The following is a 7,514-nucleotide window of genomic DNA, read 5'->3' as shown; positions in this document are numbered from 1 at the left end:
GGACAGTGGATACCTGAAGTCAGGCTCATGAACACCGCCTTGGGCAGCGAGCGCCGTCACGGCGCTTCGGGGTCGTCACGGTTCGGACGGTAGAGAGCGGCACTGACAACCCGTCACCCGCAAGAGGGAACGAGGGGAGTCGCGGGCGAGAGATTCACCCGTACGAGGAGGCGCGGCGTCCTTGGTGACATGGAGGGCAGGGCGAACACAACGGCGGAAGCCGCCGGTATCACGGGCTCCCTCACACCCTCACAGCCTCATAAGTTCACCGCGTCTAACTGGGGAAACGCCCTGTGAGTCTCTCAGCCTCACAGTGTGACGCCGGGTGGGTGACCCCTGTCCGCAGTGCATTTGGTGCGCACAGCGTGTCGCCGCCGACGGCGGATCGCTGCTTGGTGACGGTCGTCCCTCCAAGGGATGATCTCGGGCCGCTGGTGGGGCGAAATGCCAAAGCAGCTCGTTGGGAGGGCATGGGACGAGCATCGCGGGTGCGGGCGGCGGGGCGGGCGCAGCGTACGGCGAATAGTGGGCTGCTGGTTCGGGAGCCGCGCCCGGCTGACGAGGCGGCGCTGGCGGAGTTGCTGGGGATGGTGGAGTTCACCCAGCCGGGGATCGGGGCGGAGATGGCTCATGCCGTCGCGCTCCGGCACCGGCTCGAGCCCGCTTGTGGTGTGCGCGCGTCGTGGGTGGCCGAGCGGCGGCGTGGCGAGGTGGTGGGTGTGCTGACTGCGGCGCCGCCGCTGGGGTGGATCGGTTCGATCGAGATGCTGAGCCCGGAGCACCGCTCGTACGTTGCCCACCACATCGTGGAAGCGGAAGCGCTGTCGATCGCGCCGCAGGTGCGCGGGCGCCGGCTGGGGCATCGCCTGATCGAGACGGCCGCCGTGCACTACGCAGGTCTCGGTTACCGGCTGATGCTCGGTACCACCACTGTCCTGTCCCTGGCGCCGTACTACCGGCAGGCGGGCTTCACTGTGCTGGAGCCGGGCGAGGTGATCTCAGTTGTCGATCCGCTGGGCATGGTTCTTCACCGGCCTGCGGATCGGCACGTCGTACAGATGTGGAAGGCCCTGCACGCGGAGGTAACGGTCGTGGGCAGCCAAATGCCGGACGGCACGCCGCTGCAGCTGCTGACGCAGGTGTTGGTGCCGCCAGCCGGCTCGCCGGAGGTGGTCCGGCATGACGACGGGAGTATGACGATCAGCGGCGGCGGTGTGCGGCAGATCATGGACGCCCGGACGGCGGGGATGATGGAGCGGATGTACCGGACGCCGGTCACGGAGGGGGAAGTCCGGGAGGGAAAGGCGGAGGCCTTGCGCTACGGCTTCGAGCCGGTCATGGCGGCCAGGCTCCGCAAAGCGTCCGGGTACTCGCTGCCTGAGCTCATGGGTCCCCCGCGCGGTGCCCGGGATTCGACGGGGCGGCAGTAGCGTGTCCATCGAGCCGCTGAAGCTGCGCAGCGACACCGGCGAGCCGTACCTGCTTGCCGTGCCCCACCGGCCGATCACCGACTCCCGTCTTTCGGCGGCCGACGTCGGTGTCTACATGCGGTGCCGGTGGCTGGGGGAGATCTGCGCCCCGTACGGCGACCTCGACTGGCTGATCGCCGAACTCCAGATGCCCCCGGCGGAAACCCGGGCCTCGGTCCGGCGCTTGGTCGAACTCGGCTATCTCGACACGGCCGGGCCCGTCGAGATCGAGGCCATCACGGCCCAGGACATCGCGGCGCGTGTCCGTGATGCCATCGAGGCGACCATGGACGAACTCACCCCGGCCGAGCGCACAGCTGCGGCCCGCCTTGCGGATCTTGTGGACCGGCGCCGGGACCGGGCCTTGGAGGCGGCGCTGGACGCCCAGATAGGGCGTGGACATGGCCTCCAGTGACCGGGGACGGATCCGTCGAGCTGTGCCGCGGGCGGATCACGTCTCGGGCCGGCAGCGTCGCCGCCCGGCTGGCTACTGGTGGATACGGCGGTGGCTACGGCGGTGGCTACGATCAGAAACGCCCTGCTCCCGTCAGTTGCAATGCCGGGAGCAAGGCGTTGTCGCGGGTGGCTATCCGAGCCAGGTGATGGTTAGGACGGACAGGCGGCGCAGCGGCCGGTTCACCCAGTAGGTGAGGGAGAGCTGCCCGACGGACGCGGCGCGGACGTCTTCGCCTTCCGGGTCGCCGGCGTCCAGGCCCTCAAAGCTGTGTCCTGATCTCGGTCATCCGGCGGAGCGCCACGGCGCTGTCCTACCAGTCCCACAGCCAAGCCGTGGCGGTGCGTGCCGTGGGTCGGGAGGGGTCGGCTGCTACCGGCCGCAGCAGGGGCAGTTCTGTGAGGTCGGCCCCAGATCGACGTGGGTGATCCAGTCCCTCGCGGAGTCTTTGCGAATGCGGTCTTTGGTTAGCCAGTCACCTTCGATGTATCTGTTGACGGCGGTGACGAATTCGTCGCGTTGGGTTGGGGTGAGGGCGATGAACCCCTGCACGACCGCAGCTGCCTTGCTGTCCATCTACTGGTCCTTACTGGTTGTCAGAACTGTCCGCAGACACCGCAGTTGGATGGCTCCATCGTTGTCGGTGCTTGGTGGCAGGTCGCGCACTGGCGCTGAAACTTCCGGAGCGCGGCGCGCATGCCCATGCGGCGCTCCTTATCCGTTACGCCCTTCTCGTTGTCCCTGTCCCGCCTCGCGGTGTCTTCGACGGTGAGCTTGTCGACCTGGGTCCGCAACGTCTGAAGCCCTGGGGGGTCTTCACCGAGTGCGGCGAATCTGGAGGCCAGCGATTCGTTGGCTGTGGCCGAGGAAGAGGAGTAGGCCAGTTCCTCCGGCCACCGCTTGACGAGGGACCACAGGCTCACAACGAGCTGTACCGCCGCGATCACAGTCCCGACAGTAAGGACGACGCTCCAGAGCTTGTTCTGACCGAACGTTCCTACTAGCGCTCCGATAAGCAGCGGGACTGCGAAGCCGACCCAGGTCAGCACGTCGGTCTTGCGCTTCAGGTTGGCGGCCCGCTTCTGGAAGATGTAGCTGGTCCCATAGGCGTGCAGAGCCGCGTCCCAGCACCTGCGCCGGTAGTCATCGATGCCTGCCGCCATGTGTCCTTATTCATCGCAGTTCCTCGCCGTCCGGCCGAAGGCCAGAGGTCATTGGAGTCTACTGGGATGCCTGAACTCGCCTGGCCTGCTCCCGTCAGTTGCGATGCCGGGGTCAGGGCGCCTGCACGGGTGGCTATCCGAGCCAGGTGATGGTGAAGACGGACAGGCGGCGCAGGGGCCGGTTCACCCAGTAGGTGAGGGAGAGTTGGCCGATGGAGGCGTGGCGGATGTCCTCGCCCTCGGGGTCGTCGGCGTTGAACTGCCGGAAGCCCCACGGGTCGCCGGCGGCGGCGTCCAGGACGTCCCAAGCCATGTCTTCGACGTGCTCGGGCAGGGTGGCGAGGACCTTGGCGGCCTGGGCGGAGAAGCGGACCGCGTACGGCTGTCCGGTCACCGGCGCCTGCCGCGGAGCTCCGCCATGTCGATGAAGTCGCTGTCGTTGTAGCCGGAGGCGACGAACGCGTCGACCGCCGGAGCCGAGGCGATGAGGCCCTGCCACTCCTGGACGACTTCGTACAGCCCGGCGAGGGAGAACGTGCGGCGCGATTCCTCGAGGGCGGCCGCCCACTGCTGCTCGAAGGCCGGCACCCACTGCGCGGCGCGCCGGTCGGCGCGCAGCTGGGCGAGGAGTTCGGCCGGAGCCCCGGGCGCGGGAGCGTGCGGCGGGACGGGTGCGTGGTCGGGCTGCGCGCTCATCAGGTCCTCCCGGCGGGTCGTCACCTCACCGTACGCGCGCAGGTGGGCCGTGGATGCGGGCATGGACGGATCCCCTTCTACCGGGTGCGCAGGGTGCGGGCGACGGCCTGGGCGTGCTCGCGCAGCGGCAGGTCCTGCTTGTCCCAGGTGGCGGCCACGTAGTTGAGGAGTTCGGCCGTGGCACGCTCCGAGTCGCTCGGGTCGCTGGCGAGCAGCTTGTCGGCGGCGAGGGCGACGTCGACGGCCGGGGTGGACAGGTCTTCCTGGGCGAGGGCGTTGCCGCGGTCGACGTCCAGGACCAGGAGGTGGCGCACCTGGTTGCGGGTCTGGACGGTGATGGTGTCCTCGCGCGGCGAGTCCGCGTCCGCGGTGACGAAGCCGGGGTGGTTGAGGATCGCCGCGGCGATGGCCTCGGTGAGCACCGGCTCGAGCAGCAGGTCGTCGTCGGTGGGCTCCGCGTCCTTGAAGGTCAGCGTGTAGTTGATGCCGGCCTCGCTGGTGAACCACACCGTGTCGCCGCCGGGGTCGGCGTCTGCGGCGGCGAAGTGCGGGCTGCGGCGCAGCGCGTCGGCGATGCGGACCGGGTCGTGGTCGGCGTCGAACAGCGGGCTCTTGTCGCGGTCGATGGGCGGAAATTCAGCGGTCATGTATTCGCTCCTATTCAGTAATCCAGATCCAGGTAATCAATATCGTTGATTTCCACGTCCGAGAGTCCCATAGCGCGACCACCGCCGTCCTGGAAATACACGTCCTTAAACCCTTCAGCGATGATCCCACGCATCTGCTGGTCGCTGGCACCCGCGTCGCGGGCCTCGAACAGGCGGCGGGCGTACTCCGGAGGGAGGTGCACGGTGAGTCGCCGGAACCTCCCGTCGTCGGTCGTGCCGACCGGCGCGGTGTAGCCGAACCGGGCCCGGGTCTCCACCGTGATCCCGCCGGTGGTGGCGGCCTGGCGGTGCCGGCGCTTGCGCACCTGCGGCTGCCACCGCTGCCGTACCGCGTCGTCGATCTTCGCGGCGACGTCAGCGCGGGCGTGCTTGCGGGCGCCGCGCCGGTAGCGGTTGACGGAGTCGGCGGTGACCCCGAGCTCCTGCGCGACGGCCTTCGCGCTCCCCAACTGCTTGAGCAGGTAGCCGATCTGGCCCTTCAACGTCTTCGGCGGCTCGCGGGTGAAGGCTTCCCGGTCGGCCCGCTCGATCGCGTCGTCGATCTCGCCCACCGGTTACTCCCCTTCGTCCAGGACGGCGTCGCCGCCCTTGATGTGGCGGGCCGGGTTGAGGCCCTTCTCCATGAGGTCGACCGCCCACAGCATCGTCTGGACGCCCTCCAGCTTCGCCAGGCCCGGCGTGGGCCCGAGGCGGAACCCGCCGGGCTGCGGCTTGCCGGACGCGGCGTACGGCAGGAAGTCCAGCGGGCTCTCCCCCGGCGAGGGGTAGACGACGCAGTCGGACAGCACGGCGAGCGGGTACAGGCCCGTCATCTTGACCATGTTGTTGAGCTTGCGGTGCATGTTGACGCGGGCCTTGCTGATGACGGCGGCGCGGATGTCGGGGCGCCAGGTCGGCCGCTGCAGGGCCGGCCACGTCTCGCCCTCCTTGTAGGACTTGCCCTGCGGACGCTCGCGGAGCTTGCCGACGCCGCCCTTCACCGTCGCCTTGATGGCCGACAGGACAGCGGCCAGGGCCGGGTCGTTCTGCTTGTGCTGCTCCATCGCGGCGAGGAAGGCCCGGTCGTCCAGGTCCCGGGTCACGCCCAGGTCGGCGAGGGTGTCGACGTAGGCCGTCTTGAGGCGGTCGTGCCACGGATCGAGGTAGGCGCCGGTCTCGCGGCGCAGGTACGCCTCGATCGGGTGCACGTCGTGCCCGAGCTCCTGGGCGTAGGCGACGGTGTGCGTCTGGTACCAGGCCGGGCCCGTCGGGCGGGTGCCGTCCGGGGTGAACGGGCTGGGCAGGCGCGGGTCCAGCTCGATGTGGGAGAGGTCGACCAGCCAGGAGCCGGGGATCTTCGGGTTGAACTTCGGGGCGTGGAAGTGGTCGGGCGCGGACAGGCCGGCGACCAGGCGCGCCGCGGCTGCGAGGAACGCCGTGTTCAAGTCGAGGCCGACGGCGAAGGGCAGGGTGCACTCCTCATCGGTGAGGGTGTCCACCGACCGCACCCACTGGTACGCCTCTTCGTTGAGGAACCCGCCCCTCCAGCCGGAGTTCACGACGACGGGGTGCTCCGGGGTGGCCTCCGGCGGCGCCGGGTCCATCGGCTCCGTCCCCAGCGAGCCGGAGTTGTAGCCCGACACCCAGTTCCCGGTCTCCGGGTCCTGCACGGCCTTCGTCGGCGGGCGCAGCGCCGTCATCAGCTCCAGGCCGGACACGGCCGTCGACCCGCGCGGAGTGATGACCCTGGTCGCGTACACCCCGAGGACGCGGGCGACGTCGGCCGGCTCCATGTCTACGACGCCCGGCCAGGACCGCTCATCGAGGGCGTCCCACGACAGGATCGCCAGCTGCACGCACTGCCGCTCGCGCCCCTGGGCCTTGCGGTAGATCCGTGCCCACGGGCCGAACCCGCGCTGCGTCAACTGCCACTTCGCCTTCGCTACCTGCTTGACCACGGGGTGGTCCTCGGGCAGGCGCAGGGAGCGGCGCTGCTCGTGGCCCTCCAGGCGCTCCGGCAGCCCCAGCTTCACGGCGGCCGCGGCGGTGAGCACGATCAGCGGATCGGAGTCCTTGCCGTACCGGTTGAGCTTGGCGGCACCGAGGCCGGACTCGCGCAGCGTCCACTCCACCAGTTCCGGGATCGTGGTTGCCGGACAGTCCAGTACAAGACCGTCGACGCCGTACGCGCTGCCGTCACCGTCCAGCACAGCGAGCGGGCCGTGCGGGAAGCGCGGGTCGACGGCGGGCTTCGCGGTCTTCTTTGCCACCGGGCGGCGCGACGACGTCGACGGGCGGGGCGCCGCGGGGTGCTGCGGGGTGCTCTGGTCTGTGGTCATGTCCGCAGCCTCCGCCGCCGGACCTGTGGACAGTGTCCGCCGATCACTGGCCTCGGGCACGGCCGGGCCCGTGAACGTCTCCGGTGCCACCGGCTGCGGCGCGGCGGCCGGGGCCGGAGCTGCCGGGGCGCCGTGTGCGGGGTACTTCGCTGCCCAGCCCTTCAACAGGCGCTGGTACGCCTCGAGGCGCGGCGGCTTCGGCTCGGAGCGGCCGTTCTCGTAGTTCTTCACCGTCTGCGTCGACGTCTTCAGCGCGACCGCGAGACGGGCCTGGGTGATCCCAGCGGCCTCACGCAGCCGGGCACGCTCCGCCGGGGGCGGGAGCTGCGGCTCCTCTTCCAGCAGGGCGTCGATGTTCGCGAACAGCTCTTCCTCAGTTGCCATTTGTATCTACCTCCACCACGAACAGTAGCACCCTTACCCCATATATTTAACTCAGTTTTTTAACCCGATCGGATTCTTTGCTCGGGGTGGAAAGTGACGGTTTGCGTACCGGTAGCCCAGACCCCGGCTCGCGCTTCCAGGCTGTCCGGTCCCAGCGAAGTGTGGGCAGTCCCGCAGTTCTGTAGGCACGCAGGTCAACGGCCTGCGGCTGGACACGAACCCTCAGAACGTCATCCCGCACAAGTCGAGGCACCGCAGGTCAGCGACTCACGATGCCTCGACATATCTGGGACCGGACACAGGCCCGTGCCGCACCGCGTCTGCCTGGGCAAACGCCGTGTGAGGCTCACAAGGAGCGCCGG

The 7,514-nt window shown here is 69.3% G+C and carries 9 protein-coding genes; 2 read left to right on the top strand and 7 right to left on the bottom strand.

Features of this window, described 5'->3' with window-relative positions:
- Window positions 1-587: 587 nt before the first annotated feature.
- A complete protein-coding gene (locus H4687_RS45635) occupies window positions 588-1,430 on the top strand; it encodes a GNAT family N-acetyltransferase (protein WP_192781852.1) in 843 nt (280 codons plus the stop codon).
- Between the two features lies 1 nt (window position 1,431).
- Window positions 1,432-1,884 carry a hypothetical protein gene (locus H4687_RS45630; protein ID WP_046913088.1) on the top strand — a complete coding sequence of 151 codons (453 nt, stop codon included), beginning with the start codon at window positions 1,432-1,434 and terminating at the stop codon, window positions 1,882-1,884.
- A 411-nt stretch (window positions 1,885-2,295) separates the two neighbouring features.
- Here the strand turns inward: H4687_RS45630 and H4687_RS45625 are convergent, their stop codons facing one another.
- From H4687_RS45625 to tap, 7 genes are all read right to left on the bottom strand, one after another.
- A complete protein-coding gene (locus tag H4687_RS45625) occupies window positions 2,296-2,499 on the bottom strand; it encodes a hypothetical protein (protein ID WP_046913087.1) in 204 nt (67 codons plus the stop codon).
- Window positions 2,500-2,519: 20 nt separating this feature from the next.
- A complete protein-coding gene (locus tag H4687_RS45620) occupies window positions 2,520-3,086 on the bottom strand; it encodes a mobilome CxxCx(11)CxxC protein (RefSeq protein ID WP_046913086.1) in 567 nt (188 codons plus the stop codon).
- Window positions 3,087-3,219: 133 nt separating this feature from the next.
- The gene (locus tag H4687_RS45615; protein ID WP_046913085.1) at window positions 3,220-3,480 is read right to left on the bottom strand and encodes a hypothetical protein; all 261 of its coding nucleotides are present in this window, start codon (window positions 3,478-3,480) and stop codon (window positions 3,220-3,222) included.
- Window positions 3,477-3,782: a DUF6247 family protein gene (locus H4687_RS45610; protein WP_046913103.1), complete on the bottom strand. Its 306-nt coding sequence runs from the start codon at window positions 3,780-3,782 to the stop codon at window positions 3,477-3,479. The genes H4687_RS45615 and H4687_RS45610 overlap by 4 nt, the downstream gene beginning before the upstream one ends.
- Window positions 3,783-3,859: 77 nt before the next feature.
- A complete protein-coding gene (locus H4687_RS45605) occupies window positions 3,860-4,429 on the bottom strand; it encodes a hypothetical protein (protein ID WP_046913084.1) in 570 nt (189 codons plus the stop codon).
- A 14-nt stretch (window positions 4,430-4,443) separates the two neighbouring features.
- Window positions 4,444-5,001, bottom strand: coding sequence for a telomere-protecting terminal protein Tpg (tpg, locus tag H4687_RS45600; RefSeq protein ID WP_046913083.1), 558 nt, complete (start codon window positions 4,999-5,001; stop codon window positions 4,444-4,446).
- A 3-nt stretch (window positions 5,002-5,004) separates the two neighbouring features.
- A complete protein-coding gene (tap, locus tag H4687_RS45595; RefSeq protein ID WP_046913082.1) occupies window positions 5,005-7,152 on the bottom strand; it encodes a telomere-associated protein Tap in 2,148 nt (715 codons plus the stop codon).
- Window positions 7,153-7,514: the final 362 nt, after the last annotated feature.

Origin of the sequence: Streptomyces stelliscabiei (assembly GCF_014873495.1) — a bacterium.
GTDB classification, from domain to species: Bacteria; Actinomycetota; Actinomycetes; order Streptomycetales; family Streptomycetaceae; genus Streptomyces; species Streptomyces bottropensis.
Note: the sequence above shows the minus strand (reverse complement) of the source record. Positions and strands in the feature narration are given on the sequence as shown.

Bases quoted from the DNA above. Each gene is read 5' to 3' on its own strand.
- H4687_RS45635 (WP_192781852.1), top strand. From the start codon at position 588: ATGGTGGAGTTCACCCAGCCGGGGATCGGGGCGGAGATGGCTCATGCC.
- tap (WP_046913082.1), bottom strand. From the start codon at position 7,152: ATGGCAACTGAGGAAGAGCTGTTCGCGAACATCGACGCCCTGCTGGAA.
- H4687_RS45625 (WP_046913087.1), bottom strand. From the start codon at position 2,499: ATGGACAGCAAGGCAGCTGCGGTCGTGCAGGGGTTCATCGCCCTCACC.
- H4687_RS45610 (WP_046913103.1), bottom strand. From the start codon at position 3,782: ATGAGCGCGCAGCCCGACCACGCACCCGTCCCGCCGCACGCTCCCGCG.
- H4687_RS45620 (WP_046913086.1), bottom strand. From the start codon at position 3,086: ATGGCGGCAGGCATCGATGACTACCGGCGCAGGTGCTGGGACGCGGCT.
- H4687_RS45605 (WP_046913084.1), bottom strand. From the start codon at position 4,429: ATGACCGCTGAATTTCCGCCCATCGACCGCGACAAGAGCCCGCTGTTC.